Source organism: Streptococcus sp. oral taxon 431 (assembly GCF_001553685.1).
Lineage (GTDB): Bacteria > Bacillota > Bacilli > Lactobacillales > Streptococcaceae > Streptococcus.
The window spans coordinates 1158702-1175073 of sequence record NZ_CP014264.1; the positions used below are offsets into that span (position 1 = coordinate 1158702).

The 16372-nt window shown below is 34.1% G+C and carries 14 protein-coding genes and 1 pseudogene; 9 read left to right on the top strand and 6 right to left on the bottom strand.

The genetic code is table 11. From position 1 onward, the window contains the following. The first annotated feature begins 190 nt into the window (after window positions 1-190). The 3 genes from AXE83_RS05395 (at window position 191) to msr(D) (ending at window position 3547) form a co-directional block, all read left to right on the top strand. Complete coding sequence (locus tag AXE83_RS05395; protein ID WP_000873143.1) at window positions 191-361, top strand: hypothetical protein; 171 nt, start codon at window positions 191-193, stop codon at window positions 359-361. A 385-nt stretch (window positions 362-746) separates the two neighbouring features. Continuing rightward, window positions 747-1964 (top strand): macrolide efflux MFS transporter Mef(A), encoded by a 1218-nt coding sequence (mef(A), locus tag AXE83_RS05400; RefSeq protein ID WP_000417519.1) that lies wholly within the window; start codon window positions 747-749, stop codon window positions 1962-1964. Between the two features lie 119 nt (window positions 1965-2083). Next, a complete protein-coding gene (gene msr(D) / locus AXE83_RS05405) occupies window positions 2084-3547 on the top strand; it encodes an ABC-F type ribosomal protection protein Msr(D) (RefSeq protein WP_000420313.1) in 1464 nt (487 codons plus the stop codon). A gap of 117 nt (window positions 3548-3664) precedes the next feature. Here msr(D) and AXE83_RS05410 read toward each other — a convergent pair whose 3' ends face one another. From AXE83_RS05410 to AXE83_RS05425, 4 genes are read right to left on the bottom strand one after another with little or no spacing between them, the layout of a single operon-like run. Further along, entirely contained in the window at window positions 3665-3964 is a 300-nt protein-coding gene (locus AXE83_RS05410) for a DUF5960 family protein (RefSeq protein WP_001072467.1), read from the bottom strand. Then, the gene (locus AXE83_RS05415; RefSeq protein ID WP_000567222.1) at window positions 3951-4319 is read right to left on the bottom strand and encodes a hypothetical protein; all 369 of its coding nucleotides are present in this window, start codon (window positions 4317-4319) and stop codon (window positions 3951-3953) included. The genes AXE83_RS05410 and AXE83_RS05415 overlap by 14 nt, the downstream gene beginning before the upstream one ends. A 12-nt stretch (window positions 4320-4331) precedes the next feature. Continuing rightward, window positions 4332-4667: a DinB/UmuC family translesion DNA polymerase gene (locus AXE83_RS05420; protein WP_000806926.1), complete on the bottom strand. Its 336-nt coding sequence runs from the start codon at window positions 4665-4667 to the stop codon at window positions 4332-4334. After that, window positions 4664-4909, bottom strand: coding sequence for a hypothetical protein (locus AXE83_RS05425; RefSeq protein WP_001813542.1), 246 nt, complete (start codon window positions 4907-4909; stop codon window positions 4664-4666). Before AXE83_RS05425 ends, AXE83_RS05420 begins: the two co-directional genes overlap by 4 nt. A gap of 900 nt (window positions 4910-5809) precedes the next feature. On the opposite strand from AXE83_RS05425, the gene AXE83_RS05435 reads away from it, so the two are divergent. The 6 genes from AXE83_RS05435 to xerS all read left to right on the top strand — a co-directional run bounded on the left by AXE83_RS05435 (window position 5810) and on the right by xerS (window position 14508). Next, on the top strand, window positions 5810-7078 hold the full coding sequence (locus AXE83_RS05435) for a site-specific integrase (protein ID WP_006151645.1): 1269 nt from the start codon (window positions 5810-5812) through the stop codon (window positions 7076-7078). A 3-nt stretch (window positions 7079-7081) separates the two neighbouring features. Continuing rightward, window positions 7082-8932: a hypothetical protein gene (locus AXE83_RS05440; RefSeq protein ID WP_025197155.1), complete on the top strand. Its 1851-nt coding sequence runs from the start codon at window positions 7082-7084 to the stop codon at window positions 8930-8932. Further along, window positions 8929-10599: a hypothetical protein gene (locus tag AXE83_RS05445; RefSeq protein ID WP_006151537.1), complete on the top strand. Its 1671-nt coding sequence runs from the start codon at window positions 8929-8931 to the stop codon at window positions 10597-10599. The genes AXE83_RS05440 and AXE83_RS05445 overlap by 4 nt, the downstream gene beginning before the upstream one ends. Next, on the top strand, window positions 10592-11305 hold the full coding sequence (locus AXE83_RS05450; protein WP_006151858.1) for a hypothetical protein: 714 nt from the start codon (window positions 10592-10594) through the stop codon (window positions 11303-11305). The genes AXE83_RS05445 and AXE83_RS05450 overlap by 8 nt, the downstream gene beginning before the upstream one ends. An 8-nt stretch (window positions 11306-11313) precedes the next feature. After that, window positions 11314-13161: a zinc-ribbon domain-containing protein gene (locus AXE83_RS05455; RefSeq protein WP_006152013.1), complete on the top strand. Its 1848-nt coding sequence runs from the start codon at window positions 11314-11316 to the stop codon at window positions 13159-13161. A 276-nt stretch (window positions 13162-13437) separates the two neighbouring features. Then, window positions 13438-14508, top strand: a complete 1071-nt coding sequence (gene xerS, locus AXE83_RS05460) for a tyrosine recombinase XerS (RefSeq protein WP_060955701.1) — start codon at window positions 13438-13440, stop codon at window positions 14506-14508. A gap of 85 nt (window positions 14509-14593) precedes the next feature. Here the strand turns inward: xerS and AXE83_RS05465 are convergent. Next, window positions 14594-15241, bottom strand: a pseudogene (locus tag AXE83_RS05465) (hypothetical protein). A gap of 103 nt (window positions 15242-15344) precedes the next feature. Continuing rightward, window positions 15345-16334: a lipoate--protein ligase gene (locus AXE83_RS05470; RefSeq protein ID WP_060955702.1), complete on the bottom strand. Its 990-nt coding sequence runs from the start codon at window positions 16332-16334 to the stop codon at window positions 15345-15347. Between the last annotated feature and the right edge of the window lie 38 nt (window positions 16335-16372).

Sequence of the window (16372 nt, forward strand, 5' to 3'; positions counted from 1 at the left end):
TGTTTGAATCAAGTGAAGTGTAGTTGAAGGAAATCTGTTGAAAGCAATACTTCATTTTACCGAATAAGTAATAATTTAGGCAACTTCAAATCGATTAAAAAAAACTATTTTAAAGGTTAAGAGTAGACAAAAATTGTCCACTCTTTTTTGCAAACTCAATTTATCAATAAATGAAATGAGGGAATGTAAAATGAAATATTTTGAGGTTGAGTTAGAAAATCCTGATGAATTTTTAAAACTACAAACAGAAGATTTTGTGAAAGCTAATCGCTTGCTACTAAGGAAGATAATCCAGAGCGTTACAGTCTATGAAGAAAACTTCGTCATATCCTTTAAATCTGGCATCGAATTGGAAGTATGAGTCTCATTCCATAACTTTTATATTGAACATATCATCTTGTTGTGTTATACTATAAATTGATATAAACAAAGATGTAGGAGGAACCGAAACTATGACAGCCTCAATGCGTTTAAGATAAGCTGGCAATAAAAAAAGCAGAATCTATACCCGATGATAGGCTTTTTTGTTGTGCTTATTTATACGATATTGAGCATTCATTAGTTACGGTGAGGATATTGGTTATTTAACTATACCTTTATTTAACTATGTCTTTAATATGAATGTTTCCAAATTGTATGTATGCAGACCAAAAGCCACATTGTGGGGTTTGGCCTGCATTTTTTATTGCCTAGAATGCTATTCAAAATAGAAATTCAAGCAAAATAATATGCAGGAGATAATATAAATGGAAAAATACAACAATTGGAAACGAAAATTTTATGCAATATGGGCAGGGCAAGCAGTATCATTAATCACTAGTGCCATCCTGCAAATGGCGATTATTTTTTACCTTACAGAAAAAACAGGATCTGCGATGGTCTTGTCTATGGCTTCATTAGTAGGTTTTTTACCCTATGCGATTTTGGGACCTGCCATTGGTGTGCTAGTGGATCGTCATGATAGGAAGAAGATAATGATTGGTGCCGATTTAATTATCGCAGCAGCTGGTGCAGTGCTTGCTATTGTTGCATTCTGTATGGAGCTACCTGTCTGGATGATTATGATAGTATTGTTTATCCGTAGCATTGGAACAGCTTTTCATACCCCAGCACTCAATGCGGTTACACCACTTTTAGTACCAGAAGAACAGCTAACGAAATGCGCAGGCTATAGTCAGTCTTTGCAGTCTATAAGCTATATTGTTAGTCCGGCAGTTGCAGCACTCTTATACTCCGTTTGGGATTTAAATGCTATTATTGCCATCGACGTATTGGGTGCTGTGATTGCATCTATTACGGTAGCAATTGTACGTATACCTAAGCTGGGTAATCAAGTGCAAAGTTTAGAACCAAATTTCATAAGGGAGATGAAAGAAGGAGTTGTGGTTCTGAGACAAAACAAAGGATTGTTTGCCTTATTACTCTTAGGAACACTATATACTTTTGTTTATATGCCAATCAATGCACTATTTCCTTTAATAAGCATGGAACACTTTAATGGAACGCCTGTGCATATTTCTATTACGGAAATTTCCTTTGCATTTGGGATGCTAGCAGGAGGCTTATTATTAGGAAGATTAGGGGGCTTCGAAAAGCATGTATTACTAATAACAAGTTCATTTTTTATAATGGGGACCAGTTTAGCCGTTTCGGGAATACTTCCTCCAAATGGATTTGTAATATTCGTAGTTTGCTGTGCAATAATGGGGCTTTCGGTGCCATTTTATAGCGGTGTGCAAACAGCTCTTTTTCAGGAGAAAATTAAGCCTGAATATTTAGGACGTGTATTTTCTTTGATCGGAAGTATCATGTCACTTGCTATGCCAATTGGGTTAATTCTTTCTGGATTCTTTGCTGATAAAATCGGTGTAAATCATTGGTTTTTACTATCAGGTATTTTAATTATTGGCATTGCTATAGTTTGCCAAATGATAACTGAGGTTAGAAAATTAGATTTAAAATAAACAATATTGGAGGAATATTTATGTATCTTATTTTCATGTAACTCTTCCTGCTAAAATCGCAGGGTTTTCCCTGCATACAAGCAAATGAAAGCATGCGATTATAGACAGGAGGAAATGTTATGGAATTAATATTAAAAGCAAAAGACATTCGTGTGGAATTCAAAGGACGCGATGTTTTAGATATAAATGAATTAGAAGTATATGATTATGACCGTATTGGTTTAGTAGGAGCAAATGGTGCTGGAAAAAGCACTTTACTCAGGGTACTTTTAGGAGAATTAACTCCCCCAGGATGTAAAATGAATCGTCTGGGTGAACTTGCCTATATTCCCCAGTTGGACGAAGTAACTCTGCAGGAGGAAAAAGATTTTGCACTTGTAGGCAAGCTAGGTGTTGAGCAATTAAATATACAGACTATGAGCGGTGGTGAAGAAACAAGGCTTAAAATAGCACAGGCCTTATCGGCACAGGTTCATGGTATTTTAGCGGATGAACCTACGAGCCATTTAGACCGTGAAGGAATTGATTTTCTAATAGGACAGCTAAAATATTTTACAGGTGCACTGTTAGTTATTAGCCATGACCGCTATTTTCTTGATGAAATAGTAGATAAAATATGGGAACTGAAAGATGGCAAAATCACTGAGTATTGGGGAAACTATTCTGATTATCTTCGTCAGAAAGAGGAAGAACGTAAGAGCCAAGCTGCAGAATACGAACAATTTATTGCGGAACGTGCCCGATTGGAAAGGGCTGCGGAGGAAAAGCGAAAACAGGCTCGTAAAATAGAACAGAAGGCAAAAGGTTCTTCAAAGAAAAAAAGTACTGAAGACGGAGGGCGTTTAGCTCATCAAAAATCAATAGGAAGTAAGGAAAAAAAGATGTATAATGCTGCTAAAACCCTAGAGCACAGGATTGCGGCCTTAGGAAAAGTAGAAGCTCCGGAAGGCATTCGCAGAATTCGTTTCAGGCAAAGTAAAGCATTGGAGCTCCATAATCCATACCCTATAGTCGGTGCAGAAATTAATAAAGTATTTGGGGATAAGGCTCTGTTTGAAAATGCATCTTTTCAAATTCCGTTAGGAGCAAAAGTGGCGTTAACTGGTGGTAATGGAATCGGAAAAACAACTTTAATCCAAATGATCTTAAACCATGAAGAAGGAATTTCTATTTCGCCTAAGGCAAAAATAGGTTACTTTGCACAGAATGGTTACAAGTACAACAGTAATCAGAATGTTATGGAGTTTATGCAGAAGGATTGTGACTACAATATATCAGAAATTCGTTCAGTGCTAGCATCTATGGGGTTCAAACAGAACGATATTGGAAAAAGTTTATCTGTTTTAAGCGGTGGAGAAATTATAAAATTGTTGCTTGCTAAAATGCTCATGGGTAGATATAACATCCTAATAATGGATGAACCCAGTAACTTCCTTGACATACCAAGTTTAGAGGCTTTGGAAATACTAATGAAGGAGTACACCGGAACTATCGTGTTTATCACCCACGATAAACGATTACTCGAAAATGTAGCAGATGTAGTTTATGAAATTAGAGATAAGAAAATAAATCTGAAACATTAAATTTAAGGTAGTCGCTGGTCAGTATAGTCTGTTCTGGTTGGCGACTCCATTGTTAAAGAGTATAAAGACTTTAGATTTTATGAATATTAAAAATAGGAACAGTCAATTGAACTGCTCCTATTTTTCTGCTAAATATATTGTAGTTTTCTTATATGTATAATGATAGATTAGCGGATTCTCATCTACGGTACTTACTTCAAATATGAAGAAGTGATCGCGGTTATCTCTGGACTTTTCCTTATTGAGGACAAAGTAATTCTTACGTGAAGTCGCCATTGTTTTTAGGATATCATCAGTTAGGAAGGTCAATGGAATATTCATGTTAGAGTAGCGGTAGAAGTCACGTTCAAAATCTTGGTAGCTCTCGCTATAATAGTCCATTTGTAGGTGATTACGCTGAAACTCAAGCTGATTCATAGAGCACCTCCTCGACAAGTTCAATACTAATAATGTCTTTTAATTTCAAATTGATGTGACCTGTTGTAGTTTTTATCAAAATGAAATCTTTGGTCAGACTTGGTATTGTTCCAGTGTAGGAAACACGCTTGTTTTTTTCAATCACTTGAATGCGTGTGCGTAGCTGCCCGGCGTATACTTGACTGAGGAGTAATAATTTCTTCTCTAGTGATAAGTCAGACATGTACGTTACTTTGTTTGTATCATCAGAGAGTGCTGATGCATGTTCAGATAGGAAAAAGCCCATCCATTTTTGCATCTTTGTATCCTGGTACTCTCTTGCTGATTGAAATGGTAAATATGAACGGTCAATCATATCAAATCCTTTCTATGCAGAGGCAAGGGTATTTTTATCAAATTGAATCGTAAAACCTTGAATTCCCCCACCTGTGTAACATTCTTTAAAGCGATTGATTACCTCAGTATAGATTATCACAGATGAGCTTGTTGGCTTAATGCTAAATGTAAATTCCAATGGTAATCGGTTTTCAGATTTAGCATGTACTAGTCGTATCGATATTTCAGTTGTTTTGAGTTTTCTCTGACGAAGTTTTGAAGTTGCTGTTTCAACGATTCCATGTAAAAATCTTTCAAGCATTTCAATATCATTACATCCTTTGCTACGGATTTCTGAAAATTGTACTGTATTTTTTTCTTGTTTCATTTTAATCCCTCCAATCCACCCGCGGAATGACCACCGATAAGTTTACTGCGTTCAATATTTCTGGAACCTTCAGTTAGGACGGTTCCTTTTTGTATGGCTAAAAAACCAAACTGTTCTCTGACAACATCAATAGCTGTCTGAAGTCTATTATCTTTTTCAATTTGTTCTACATCATCAAAGAGTGATAGTAGAGTATAGCTTTCATCTACGAAGCCACTATAAGATACACCAATTTGTCTCACTGCACCAGAGGTGTATTTTTTCGGAATAATACAAGTACATGACTCACCATTGTTTTGGGGAGATTTGCGGGTTCAATTTTATTCTGAGCATTTATAGATTTTTTCATCTCAGTCCTAGAATAGCCAATATGAATAGAAACGACAGTAGTCAATACTAGGGCTACTGTTCCGTTCCACAGTATCATTTAAAAATCATTTTCACACCCTTTCGTCTATTAGTATAGAAGAAAGCTCTCAGCACATGAGGAGAAATCATGAGGGATATTCTCAGTTGAATAAGTAAGAGTATAATCTACATCTCCAAAGTAGGAGTGGCCAGTTCCAGCAGAAAGACCTTCATAGGTTTTATAACTGAATAGATCGACTACTTTGTTGTCGAATTTTTCCTGTTCTTCAAGTAATCCTGAGGAATAGACGACAACTTTAAAATCAAATAAGCTAAAAACGCTCTAAAATCATTAAATTGATATAAAAATGTTTTTTATTGTCAAAATATACAATTAAAAAAATTTCCAGTTTTTTTAAAATCACTATCTCAGATGACAATTTAATCAAAATATGATATAATACAGAAAAAGTAAAAATAACAAAAGTAACTTACAAAAGTAAAAGAAAAAAAGTAAATAGATAGCCACGGCGGATATTCCTTTCATTGTTTAGAAGGAGTTGCTGTGGTTATCGTTGTTGCTGAGCTAATTAATTGCTCTTATTACTTAGATGAAGTTACTTTTGTTATTGAATTAATTCAAATAATAATAACGATCAATGAAAGTACTCATCGATATTCCCTTTATGCAGTTTAGAGCACAAAGGAAAATGGTACTGATTTGATCGTTTTTTTGTGTATTGACATCCTAAAACCCAGTCAGAACCTTCAGTCATATTAAACAAGGAGATAACATGAGATTTGTTGTATATAAACATTCACTAGTTTTAGGTGATAACAACATCGTGACAAAGCAATTTATCGTTCTGAAGCACGATGACGGCAACTTACAATTTACTGATTTTCATCGTTATGTTAAATCTACTTCAAGAATCAAGTCTATTTCAGATGATGGGAATAAACGCTTTTCTTACGTTGTTAAGTTTCTAAATTTTATATTTGGTACTTCTGGACTTAAAAGTATAGATCAACTTACACTTGAAATGGTTAGAGAATTTTTTACGCTTTATGGATTATCTCAGTTACCAGGAGATAGAGAAAAAAGAAAGAAAAGCACCGTTGAAAAATGCGTAAATGCAGTTCTTGACTTCTTAACTCTTTATTTAAGTGAGCGAGAGGGAAAGGCTAAGTTAAAAGCAGAAGAATTGTATTCTACGACAACTTTTACGAATAGTAGAGGACGGGTTATAAAGCGTAAAGAACCAAATTTTGAAATATACGTAAATGATAGCAACACTGAGAAAGCTATTTTTCGTGATATGCCAAATAGTGCTTTTGAGATGTTATTTTCTCACATAGCACACTATCATAAAGATCTACTCATGGTTGTGGCCTTGGGAGCCTTTGTTGGCTTAAGACCATCAGAAGCATGCAATGTAAGACGTGAAGATAGTCCTCTAGGGCCAGGTATTTTGTTTCACCAAAGTGATGGGCAAGTATTTAAGATTGAGATCGATCTACGAAAAGAAATACCTCTCCGAAGCGATTTAAAGCCAACTGGACGGATTAAAAAGGAAAGACTTCAAGCAGTACCTTATATCTTTCTGGAGGTCTTTTTAGACACTTATAATGACTATATGACTTATCTGGAAGGTAAGAAGTATGAGAAGGATTATGGACCTTTAAATCTTAACAGACGAGGAAAAGCATTATCATACGATGTATACTATCAACGATTTCGTAAGATTATTCGCGACGAAATGATCCCAATCTTCTTAAAATCTGATGATGCAGAGGTTGTCTTTTTTGGGCAGCTTTTGCAGGAGCATAATATTTCCCCACATATTTTCAGACACTGGTACACGACACAGTTAGTATTATCTGGGGTTTCTGAAATAAGTGAGCTTATGTCAGCAAGAGGTGATAAATCGCCTGAGAGTGCTTGGGTTTATCTACAAAACAAAGGAGAAATCGCAAAACAATATGGTCAAGTTAATAATGGTGTTTTTGACTATATGAATTGGCGAGCAAATGAACTTTTTGGTGATAAGTTAGAAAGGTAATGTATGACTTATTCAATTAAATCTTTGATCGAAAATCTGTTAAGTGAACTCGGAAAAAACGATATACAGTATAAAGGCAAAATTAGTAAGTTTTTAGTTGATAACAATTGGTTTAATATTGAGATTGATTTGGATAACTATTCTATCTCAGATAAAGATGCTCAATTATTAATAGAAAAAATAACCAATTATCTTCTTGGACCAACTGGTTTAGCAGGAATTCAGCCTATATTTAAACAAAAATTCCCATTAACTTACAAATATTTTCAGCAATACTCAGAAGATAGCAACTTATCTAAGGAAAACATGTTTTATGTTCAAGATTTTCTTGCTTTTTATCTTAAAAGAGATTTATTTCTCTGTAATGATAATGAGATTGAATTGTTGGTTGAAGAAGCAGTATATGCACTTGAAAAGCAAAAAGGCGAAGTTTTTATTGATTTTTTAAAGTGGTTAATGAATAAAATGAGATGTAACTATCACAAAAGATATGAATTTACACCTCGATACACATTAGAACAGGAGACTAACGCTTATGAGTTAGACGAATATTTAGAATTACTGTATTTTCTTTTTAATGACAATTACATTAGAAAAGAAGATATGCTTTATAAAGCAGCAATCTCAAAAGACTACGCAGATACCTGGCTATTTCTAGCACTTCATTTTATATGTGCGCTACGTGGAACAGATTTAGAACAACTTGGACATCCACAACTTCCTAGAACACCGAAAGAAGTTCTAAAATCAGTTAGAAGTGGTAATTGGAGTAGCAGTGAGGCAAGAAGAACTCTTTTAAGTATTACAACTCGTTTAACTTATTTAAATATTACTCCAAACAAAACAAAGCGAACTAAAAATATTAGTCAGATTAAATTTCAGGTCCCTGAGAGTTGTCAGGTATTGATTGGAACGTTGTTGGCTATCTGTGAAGCTCATTATCAGTTGAATAAAGATAATAATGATGAACCTTTAATTCGACAAATAAAAGAATATAAACGAATTAATCGATATATGGGGAAAGAAATTGGAGACTTATTTCTTGAAAGGAATTTTAGTTCTAGATCTGCAAATAAATCCTATCTTCAAACTGTTGCCATGTTAGCAGATGATGTTTTGCAAGAAAAATCTGAGTTAAATATTAAAGGCTATTTTTTAGCCGCATTAGCCCGTAGCCATAAAGGTTCATTCGATGAATTTGCACAAACTACAACAACGTACCTAAAAGATGCCCAACTAAGCCAGCTTAAACCAGAAATGGTTGCGAGAGAACTATTTGAACGAGGTGTTTTATCTATGATTCCATCAATGATCCTGACGATTGTAACTAGAGGAAAGTATAAAGAATTAAGTCCTAGTCAACAGACTCAGATGATTAAACAGTTAGATTTGACACCAAATGAGATTGAAAAAACATTGGCTTTAAGCATTCAGGCAGAAGTGAAATCGCAAAAGGCATTAAAGATTTTGGTAGAAGAAGAAGCAGAGCCTAATCAACTTCTTACTATTTGTCATCGTATAGGAAACGGTGAAGCCTTCTCAAAACAAGGTGAAAGCATGTGTCTTTTATCTGCGCTTGGAAAGATTTGTCCATATGACGATAGGCAACATTGCATCGGTTGTCATTATGAATTACAAACGAAATCTACTTTATTGTTATTAGTAGGAGAATTCAATCGTTTGAACAAACAATACTCTAGAGTTCGAACTGATTTAGAAAAAGGTAAAATTCGGAGTATTTTAGAAGAACAAATAAAACCTTGTTTAACTGAAATGTTGCAAGCTTTATGCGAGCAATATGGAGATGACGTGTTACATGATTACGAAGAAATAATAAAGGAGTTAATAAATTGAACAATCAAGCTAAACTTTTTAAAATTGAAAATTATTTTGAAACTTTTGACCGTGATTGTGTTCTGCGAGCAAAAGAAGTTTTCGATGACTATTTTGATAAAGGAATTATTCTAAGTTACGATTTTGATCATAAGAAATGGGAAACTACAAATGAATATGCCAATATTAGCCTGTTTTTTAACATTTCTGAATTTCAATATAGGAGATTTTATCAATCATTTTTTCAGTTGTCTTATAAGGAATTTATCAATTACTTAAAAAGTTTTATTGTTTTCTCAATGAAACAACATGTTTTAAAAACTTTACAGCTATTTCTAATGGATATTAAACAAATTATTAAAAATACAACCAAAGATACGTTTTTAGATTTAGAAAATATTTCTGTAAAATTTCCTGGTTTATGTATTGACTTTTTCTCAAATCTTCCCTGTTCAGATGATAGTCAACTAAATCAACTATTGGAGCAATTAGATAATAAATTAACTATCAACCTTCAAAAAAAGCAGAGGTCAAAACAGCAAAGACAATTAGCGCAATTTCAATCCTATTTTACTTTTAATGACATTTTAAATGATTATTGGTCTCAAACATTATCTAAGAAAGAACGTCTATTTTATTATCCATTGTATCTCTGGTGGCAGATTACAGCAATTTTACCTTTAAGGCCAAGAGAATTTCTTTTAATACAAAGAAACTGTTTAACCGAGAAAGATGGAAAATATTTTCTTACATTAAGGAGAAATATAATCAAAGGAAGGGATCGACTTGTTGCACATAAAATTTCTGAAGATTATACTTTGAATACTTATGAAATTACTAATTCATTAGCTTCTGAAATAAAGACTTACCTCAAACTTACGGAAAATAATAATTCTACTAAATTAGATACATTATTTGTGACTGATCCTCATTATAACCGTTGGGGTCGTCGAACAGGTGTTAATAACCGATTTTTAACTTACACTAATCTCAATACTATTTTGAGGTATTTTTTTAATGAGATTATTTCTCAAAAATACGGTTATCAAGTTAATTATTTTAGTTTTCCAGCTAGATTAGATGAAAACGAGATTAATTTGATTCATATTGGGGATACGAGACACATTGCAATGATCAATTTAATTGCAGAAGGGGCTAGTCCTGTTACAGCTATGCTTTTAGCTGGTCATGAAGATGTGACAACTTCATCTCACTATTTTTCAAATTTAAGCCAATTTATTGAATGTCGTAGTTATCAAATGTATCGTAAACTAACGAGTAAGAATACGAATTACACCATAAGTAAGAGACAGCCATTTTATACAGCACAAGGACAATACATCACTTTAGAAAATAAAGGACGGTGTTACTCACCCCGCTTTGCGAAAGGTGATTATTCAGATTGTCTGAAAGTTATTAGTGAGCATGCAGAACTAGGTGCTTGTACGAGCTGCCCTTTTTACCGTAAAGCAGGTAAAGATTATTTTTCAATGGATAAAACATTTAAAAAGTCAGTTGATGAAAAAGCTATGGTTGTAGATGAAGCGATTAGAAAAGTTAGGCAAGGGAAAGGTCATATTGAAGATATTGGAGAAGCTTTGTTGAAATTAAAAACAGTTAGCAATACCTATCAAGATTACTTAAATGCTAAACAACTATCTTTAGAGGAGAATAAGTCTAATGGCTAGAAAGAAATCAATTTCTGATGATGAATTGATTCATTTGTTTGAACAGTATTTAATTTCCCAGTGTTCCTGTGATTTAAGCTTGGTAAAAATCCCTCGGTTTGGTGACTATGTTAGGAATAATGGCTATCAAAATGTTGCGGATACAACCATTAGACGTAATAAAAGATTCAGGGATTTTTTAAAAGAAAGTGAAATTAAATACCAAGATGAAAATTATGAAGCTGTAATTACTTATAAGACCATAGATCCTGACAATTTTATGGCAAAAAATCGTGCTCCAGGTGCTATGAAAAGAGCATTGGTGGAAATTAGCCAATACTACAAGAAAATAGCAAACATTGCGGCCAGCTATAAACAAGAAGCAGATAAGTTACGTAGTTTAAATTCTGAACTACAGTCAACTAATGAAGATTTAAAACAGAAGCTACAAAGAGAAAATGAGTTAAGTGATGAGAATCAAAAACTATTACAAATAATCAAAACAAGTGTCTATCCAGAAATTGCGAATGAGCTTTTAAAAGAAGAAGGATTGTTAAAATATTCTCAAAAGGTTATCAGTGAGGATTTCCTAGCAGACAATATCATCACCGCTGATTCAGAAATAGATTTTCATTCTGGTGGTCTTATTGAACAAGAAAATCCTCAAAAATCAACTAAAGTGGTTTCTATTAAAAACTTACTAGACAGCAAAACTAATTATAAATGAGGAAAGAAATGAACAAGAAAGTTAAAGATAATCCAGCTATTTACATGTACTGGGATCAAAAACGAAATGTTCTTGACCCCAAAAAATTATCGTCAAATAGTTTAAAATATGCCTATTGGTCTTGCCCTTATTGTCAACACCATTGGGAAGCGAAAATCATTGATGTGCAGCTTGACAGTTATGAATATCTTAGGTGTTGCCCCCATTGTGGATTAGGTGAACGTTCCATTGATGAAAATGAGAGCGTCCTTCAGGTTTATCCCGATTTCAGAAATTATATAAACTACAGCATTGAGCGAGATGAAGAATTAGATGAGAAACTTCTTACCTTGCCGTTCAATAGTAAAAGAAAATTCAATTTTAAATGTCCGACGTGTCAATTAAGTTGGAAAGATTCTGCGACAAATAAGAGGTTATTTCAACTAACAAGTGGGGATTTATTTCATTTTGGCTGCAATGAAACTTCCTATCATTGCGATTACAAATCAATTTATCCAAATTTAGCTAAAATCTATAGCGAACATTTAAACAAATTTAAATTTAACGAACTGAAGCTGAGTTACAATATAACAGTACCTATCCATTGGGAATGTGATAAGTGTCATTGCAAATTTGAATTATCTATTGATAGATTATTGAACCGAATTAAAAGAAGTGGTCATTACTGTTTGGAGTGTCATTCTTCATTTGAAGAGTTATTGGATAAAGATTTTGATGTTTCTCCTCTATCTTTTTTAAATTCTTCCATGCTCAAGGAGTGGTCTAAAAGGAACAATAATACACCTAATCAAGTTGATGTATTATCTAATGTTCATGTGTTATGGGAATGTACGAATTGTCACGGAGAGTATTCATGCTCACTATTTGAAAAAACAGATAGGTCTTGTCCATTTTGTTCAAATAGAGAAAAACTTCAGGATTTTAATACACTAAATGAAACACATCCCTATTTGAGGGAATTTTGGGACCTCAGTAATGAAAGGGATTTTTCCGAATATTGGTTTAAGTCAAATAATGTAGTTAGTTGGGTTTGTCCTTGTTGTAAAATCAACTTTCAATGTAGCCCAGCCGAAATGATCAGTCGAACCGATTTAGAAAATCAAAACTTTCAAACATGTCCCAATCAATGTGACTGGAGGACTGAGGTATTTAAAAATAATATTTTCCTTAAAGAACCAAAACTCATCAAAGAATGGAGCGATAAAAATAAAATTCCTATTCATTTATCTCAGACAACAATAGAAACGAAAAAATATTGGTGGGATTGTTCAAAGTGTCATGGGACATATTTATGTTCTATCCCAATTCGAAGAGAAGTTTCTCAGTGTTGTCCTTTCTGTAACAACGATAAGCCTCTGAATGGGTATAATACATTTGATTATTTGTACCCTGAACTAGCAAAATTGTGGGCACCAAATAATAAAGTCTCAATAGATAGTTTTGTTCCATTATTAACTGAAAAAAGGTTTTATTTATGGCGCTGCAAAGAATGTAACTTCGAATTTCATGAGCGCTTCAGCATTATATTAAATAAGTATTTAAATTCCGAGACAAAAGATCTTAAAGAAATGTGTCCATTTTGTGCAGAATTAAAAGAAAGACAAGATAATATCTCATTTGAAGATTTGATGAACGAGTGGGACTATCTTAACAATCTTATTCTAGGGGATCCAGAAAGAATCCCAAATAATACGCAATTAAGATTTTGGTGGATTTGTAAGAATAATCCAGAGCATCGTTATAGAATGGCTATTGTAGATAAGATTGCAAATGTAAAACGATCTATCGAGCCATGCATATTTTGTAAAGGGCGTAGACGAAAAAGAGAACATTTTGTTCCTTATAGGAAAATTTAAAAAACAGGTTCAAATTTGAACTTGTTTTTTATCATAGATTTTTATAAAGTACATTATTTTAAAAGATTGTATTTTTAGTTTTCAAGTAGATAGTGTACAGAATTTTAGTATGCGAAAGATTTAGTTTTCACGGGAATAAAGTACATTATTTCGAGAAAAATTTTTTCCAGTTAATTGTTAATATCTCCTATATCATCTTTCCGAAAAACTATAATTTTCTTGAAAAATATATCTAGCTATGCTATACTACTAGTATAGAAAGATTTGGAGAAAAACATGAAACGCGAGATCTTATTAGAACGTATTGATAAGCTCAAACAAGTTATGCCCTGGTATGTTCTTGAATACTATCAATCGAAACTGGCTGTACCATACAGTTTTACGACCTTGTACGAATACTTAAAGGAATACGATCGATTTTTCATCTGGGTTTTGGAATCTGGTATATCAGATGCTGACACCATAGCAAATATTCCTTTAGATGTTCTTGAGAACATGACAAAGAAAGACATGGAATCTTTTATTCTTTACTTACGTGAACGTCCACTACTCAATGCCAATACGACGAAAAACGGGGTATCTCAAACAACCATTAACCGTACCCTTTCGGCACTTTCTAGTCTTTATAAGTATTTGACTGAGGAGGTTGAAAATGAACAAGGTGAACCTTATTTCTATCGCAATGTTATGAAGAAGGTTGCTACCAAGAAAAAGAAAGAAACTTTAGCTGCACGGGCTGAGAATATCAAGCAAAAACTCTTTTTAGGCGATGAAACAGAGGGATTTTTGAATTATATAGATGAGATATACCCTAAAACTCTCTCAAATCGAGCCTTATCGTCCTTTAACAAGAATAAGGAGCGAGATTTAGCCATCATTGCACTCCTTCTTGCCTCTGGTGTCCGTCTCTCCGAAGCAGTTAACCTTGATCTTCGAGATCTAAACCTTAAAATGATGGTGATTGACGTCACTCGAAAGGGTGGAAAAAGAGACTCAGTCAATGTTGCTGCCTTTGCTAAACCCTATTTAGAGCAATATCTCGCTATTCGAGACAAACGTTATAAGACAGAGAAGACCGATATAGCCCTATTCTTAACCTTGTATCGAGGCGTTCCGAATCGGATTGATGCTTCTAGTGTTGAAAAAATGGTCGCCAAGTATTCGGAAGACTTCAAAGTTCGGGTAACTCCCCACAAACTACGCCATACTCTTGCAACCCGTCTATATGATGCGACCAAATCCCAAGTTTTGGTAAGTCATCAACTAGGACATGCTAGCACACAGGTAACGGACTTGTATACGCATATCGTTAATGACGAACAGAAAAATGCCTTGGATAGTTTGTGAGATACATAATATAAATTATGTAACGTTTTCGTATTAAAAAAAGAGCGTAGGCTTTTTTATGGAATCTTACGCTCTTTTATTCTTTCTATAAAAATTCGATCCAATAATTACGGTGTGGCTCAATAATGACTGGTTTTCCCCAGAATGATTTTAGATAGGCCAAGTTTGCAGGGGTGACTGGTCTTTTTTCACCATTGTACTTCTCTGCACTCTCTTCCGTTAGAAAGCATTTAACTGCTTCATATGGTGTACCATCGCTCGCTATTCGATCAATTCCTAAATAAGCAATTTCATCACCGTCTTTTGGAAAATCTGTAAATAGTTTACCAATAAAATAAACCATTTTATCTTTCATTAATTCATAAGCCTTACTATTTTCCAGTCTGTTATTCGCTGTAGCGTACATAATACAAAAACTATCCACAATATCTTTCAAAGGCATTAATTCTTCTTTGCTGACTATAATTTCGTCGGGAGCAAGCCCACCAATGATTTAGTTTTTATAATGAGGTTGCTGAATGATATTATCTAAAGCCATTCCCAATGCTAGTTGGACAGCTTGATAACCTAATGGTTCTAGCTCTTGCTTTTTCTGGTCAAGGTGTTCTTGTGTAATACTGATATTCAAATCATATGGACTTGAAGGTTGTTGCTTGCTAAAAAAAGCCACTACTATACGATCTAACTGTTCAAATAGACCAAGTTTTTCACTGAAATTTTTATCATCGAATATAATCCCCTTTTTTTGTTCAGATTTCCTCTTTATTCTACTCTCATTATTTTTGAATATCAAGTCTAAGATAAAAGATATCCATGTTAAATGGATATCTTTTACTTTATTCCACCACAGCCTCAGCAATTTCTTCTGCAGTGATTCCTGCGAAGTAACGACCTAGGTTAATGGTTTGAAGGGCTTTGAGGACATCTTCACGTTCGTATTTGACGCTACGAAGGACATCTTCTACTGCTGCAACATCTTCGATACCAAAGAAGTCTCCATAAATCTTGATGTCTTGGATTTTGGATTCAATGACGTTAGCGAAGATTTCAACCTTACCGCTTGGGAATTTAGTTCCTCGACGGACGTTGTATTCAGGTGATTTCCCATAGTTCCAGTCCCAAGTTCCAAACTTAGTATCTTTGATACGATTAATTTCAGCTAATTCTTCGTCTGAGAATACATACTCAGTCATCTCAGGGTATTCTTTTTTCATATACTCCAAAAGTAAGTCACGGAATTCTTCGACAGTGATTTTTTCTGGCAATTCATCGATGATGTTGGTCACTCGAGCACGGACTGATTTAACCCCTTTTGATTCAAACTTATCTTTAGACACTTTAAGTGCGTTAGCTAGGACTGACAAATCCACGTCAAAGAGAAGACAACCATGGTGCATGATACGGCCATTGATATAGGCTTGTGCATTTCCACAGAATTTCTTACCGTCAATTTCCAAGTCGTTACGGCCTGTAAATTCAGCTTTAACACCAAGTTCAGTCAAGGTATTGATAACCGGAGTAGAGAAGCTCTTGAAGTCAAAAGCCTTGTTTTCATCTTCTTTTGAAATGATTGTATAGTTAAGGTTGTTCAAATCATGGTAAACAGCTCCACCACCACTGATTCGTCGGACTACTTCAATTCCATTTTCACGAACATAGTCACGGTTAATTTCTTCGATGGTATTTTGGTGACGACCTACAATGATAGATGGTTTGTTGATCCAAAGAAGGAAGATTTGATCTTCATCAAGAAGATGTTTAAAAGCGTACTCCTCTAAAGCAATATTAAAGGCAGTGTCGTTTGAATGATTGATAATGTATTTCATAAGATACCTTCTAATACGATAGAGACTGGAAAATAATT

Bases quoted from the DNA above. Each gene is read 5' to 3' on its own strand.
- AXE83_RS05395 (WP_000873143.1), top strand. From the start codon at position 191: ATGAAATATTTTGAGGTTGAGTTAGAAAATCCTGATGAATTTTTAAAA.
- AXE83_RS05410 (WP_001072467.1), bottom strand. From the start codon at position 3,964: ATGAATCAGCTTGAGTTTCAGCGTAATCACCTACAAATGGACTATTAT.
- AXE83_RS05415 (WP_000567222.1), bottom strand. From the start codon at position 4,319: ATGATTGACCGTTCATATTTACCATTTCAATCAGCAAGAGAGTACCAG.
- AXE83_RS05420 (WP_000806926.1), bottom strand. From the start codon at position 4,667: ATGAAACAAGAAAAAAATACAGTACAATTTTCAGAAATCCGTAGCAAA.
- AXE83_RS05435 (WP_006151645.1), top strand. From the start codon at position 5,810: ATGAGATTTGTTGTATATAAACATTCACTAGTTTTAGGTGATAACAAC.
- AXE83_RS05440 (WP_025197155.1), top strand. From the start codon at position 7,082: ATGACTTATTCAATTAAATCTTTGATCGAAAATCTGTTAAGTGAACTC.
- AXE83_RS05450 (WP_006151858.1), top strand. From the start codon at position 10,592: ATGGCTAGAAAGAAATCAATTTCTGATGATGAATTGATTCATTTGTTT.
- AXE83_RS05455 (WP_006152013.1), top strand. From the start codon at position 11,314: ATGAACAAGAAAGTTAAAGATAATCCAGCTATTTACATGTACTGGGAT.
- xerS (WP_060955701.1), top strand. From the start codon at position 13,438: ATGAAACGCGAGATCTTATTAGAACGTATTGATAAGCTCAAACAAGTT.
- AXE83_RS05470 (WP_060955702.1), bottom strand. From the start codon at position 16,334: ATGAAATACATTATCAATCATTCAAACGACACTGCCTTTAATATTGCT.